The 2,917-nt window shown below is 27.2% G+C and carries 2 protein-coding genes; both read left to right on the forward strand.

What is annotated here, in order from left to right:
• Positions 1 to 382: 382 nt before the first annotated feature.
• Positions 383 to 1,921: an ABC transporter substrate-binding protein gene (locus Q0V09_RS10010; protein ID WP_297489142.1), complete on the forward strand. Its 1,539-nt coding sequence runs from the start codon at positions 383 to 385 to the stop codon at positions 1,919 to 1,921.
• A 12-nt stretch (positions 1,922 to 1,933) separates the two neighbouring features.
• Positions 1,934 to 2,650: a M20 family metallopeptidase gene (locus Q0V09_RS10015; protein WP_297489145.1), complete on the forward strand. Its 717-nt coding sequence runs from the start codon at positions 1,934 to 1,936 to the stop codon at positions 2,648 to 2,650.
• Positions 2,651 to 2,917 lie beyond the last annotated feature (267 nt).

Raw genomic sequence — 2,917 nt, forward strand, 5'->3', positions numbered from 1 at the left:
ACTTGGGACATAATCATTTTTAATTACATTAGGACATTATCATATATAATTCACACGATTAAAAAAATCGCTATTTTTTTCTTGACTTTTTTATAAATTTTAAATATACTTAACGGAAATAATTTGAAAAGGAGGTAATTTTTATGTTTATATTTAGCTTAATATTTATAATAATGACTAGTCTGCTATTAATACAGCTGATATTTTTTATGTTAAATTTTTTAAGGCTTTTTATAGACAATCTTTTTTTTCTAAAATATAATTTAAAAATTTTTATTAACATTTAAATTTTTATTAATTTAACATTTAAAAATTGTTTATAAGCAGCCAAAATCATTGGTTGCTTTTTTTATACTATTTTATATTATTGGGAGTGATAATTATGAAAATTTATTTAAATGTTTTTAAAAATATTTTTAAAGGAACTTTATTCATTTTTTTATTTATTTTAATTTCATCTAAAGATCTTATTGCTAAAAGTGAATTTAAAAATGAAATTATAGTAGCTCAACGTGCAGATGCTAAGACTCTAGATCCTCAAAAAAGTATTGATACTATATCAAATAGAGTTATTAATACTATGTTTGAATCTCTTTTATTTATTGATGAAAATTTAAAAATTGTTCCAAGTCTTGCTAAAAGTTGGAAACGACTTGATGATTTAACGACTATTTTCTATTTAAAAGAAAATATTTACTTTCATAGTGGTCATCATATGACATCTGAAGATGTTATCTTCTCATTAAATAGAGCTCGAGAATCTATTCAAACTGGATACTATTATTCTTTATTTGAAAATATTATTCCCTTAGATAAATATACAATTAAAATAACAACTTCTAAACCCTTTGGAGCTATGTTCAATTATCTAGCTTCTTCAGGAAGTTCTATTGTTTGTAAAAAATCTGTTCTTAGTTTAGGAGAAAAATTTGCTCAATCACCAATAGGCACAGGTCCTTATAAATTTAAAAAATGGATTCCAGGTGAAATGATTGTTCTTGAAAAATTTAACAAATATCATAAAGAATTAACAAATAATAAAAATTTAATTATAAAAATTGTTCCAGAAGTTACAAATAGAACTATTGCTTTAGAAACAGGTGAAGCTGATATTGCTTTTGATATAGGAACACTAGATCGTTCTTTTTTAAAATCTCATAATGATTTAAAACTAATTGAAGTAGATGCACCTTCAATTTTATATCTTGGATTTGATAAAACTAATCCTTTATTTTCAAATAATTTAAAATTAAGACAAGCTATTGCATATGCTATCGATAATAAAGTTCTTGCTGACATTGTTTTTATGGGCGGAGCTACTCCTGCTGATTCTCCTATGCCACCTATAGTCCCTGGTTATAATTCTAATATAAAAAAATATAATCAAAATGTTGAATTAGCTAAAACTTTACTTAATGAAGCTGGTTATCCTAGTGGTCTTAATCTTGATTTATGGATAACCAACCAATCTACATGGATAGATATAGCTACAATTATTCAAGACCAAGTTAAACAAATTGGAATTAACTTAAATATTAAAATATTTGAATGGGGTGCTTATGTATCTAAAACAGCTTTTCCTAAAAAATCTTTATATTTGTTATCGTGGAATGTTAGTTCAATTGATGGAGATCCTGCTCTTTATCCTCTTTTCCACTCAGAAGAAAAAGGCGGATCTGGAAATAGAAGCTTTTATGATAATACAAAAGTAGATTCTCTTCTATTAAAGGCTAGAACAACAGCTGATCAAATTAAAAGACATAAACTTTATGGTCAAGTCCAAGAAATTATTCAAGAAGAGTTACCTCACTATACTCTTGTTTATCCTAAATATAATTTAGGTGCTAAAAAATCAGTAGAAAATTTAATTCTTCAAAAAAATGGTTATGTTAATTTAGCAAAAATTTATATAAAAAATTAAAAAGGAGTCTTTATGAAAGTAAAAATTTTAGCAAAAAAACTAAAAGATGATGTTATTAAATGGAGAAGAGAGTTTCATATGTATCCTGAAGAAAGTTTAAAAGAATATGAAACTTCAAAAAAAATATTAAATGAATTAAGAAACTTTGGTATTCAATGTGAAATAATAGCTGATACTGGAGTTGTTGCTACTATTCACGGATATGCTCCTGGAAAAACTGTTGCTCTTAGAGGAGATATTGATGCTTTAGCTGTGATAGAAAAAACAAATAAAGAATATTCTTCTAAAACTCATGGACTTATGCATGCCTGTGGGCACGATTGTCATGGAGCAATGTTACTTGTTGCTGCTAAATTGCTCTTTCAATTAAAAAATGAATTTAAAGGTACAATTAAACTAATCTTTCAACCAGGAGAGGAGATTGCTAAAGGAGCTAAAAAAATGATTGAAAATAGTGTTTTAAAAGATGTTGATGCTATTTTAGGAATTCATGTTTCTTCTGATCTTCCCACAGGAACTATTTCTTATGAAGCTGGTCCTAGATTAGCTTCTGCTGACATATTTAAAATTAATATTTTTGGAGAAGGAGGACACGGTTCAAGACCAGATCAATGTATTGATTCTGTTGTTGTTGCTTCAGCCATTGTTATGAACTTACAAAGTGTAGTAAGTAGAGAATTTTCACCCTTAGAACCAACAGTCTTAACAGTAGGATCCATTAATTCTTAATGCTGTTTTGGAAGGAACTACTCGGTGCTATAATAACAACATTCTACAAAACTTTCCAACTATTAATGATCCTAATTTATCTTTAGTGACAAAAACTACTTCAATAGTGCGACACGTTTCGTAATGAAAAGTTACGACATGTTAAAAGTAGCTTAATAAAAGCGAATTAACAGAGAACTGTATTTTCGAGAAGTAGAATGAAGGAGTAACGCCCTGAAATGCTTCCTCTGATACTCCGATATGCGATTAGATTCTAACTAAATCTAA

Source organism: uncultured Cetobacterium sp. (assembly GCF_947039425.1).
In the GTDB taxonomy this organism is placed as follows: domain Bacteria; phylum Fusobacteriota; class Fusobacteriia; order Fusobacteriales; family Fusobacteriaceae; genus Cetobacterium_A.

Excerpts from the sequence above, each read along its gene's own strand:
- Q0V09_RS10010 (WP_297489142.1), top strand. The coding sequence starts at position 383 with ATGAAAATTTATTTAAATGTTTTTAAAAATATTTTTAAAGGAACTTTA.
- Q0V09_RS10015 (WP_297489145.1), top strand. The coding sequence starts at position 1,934 with ATGAAAGTAAAAATTTTAGCAAAAAAACTAAAAGATGATGTTATTAAA.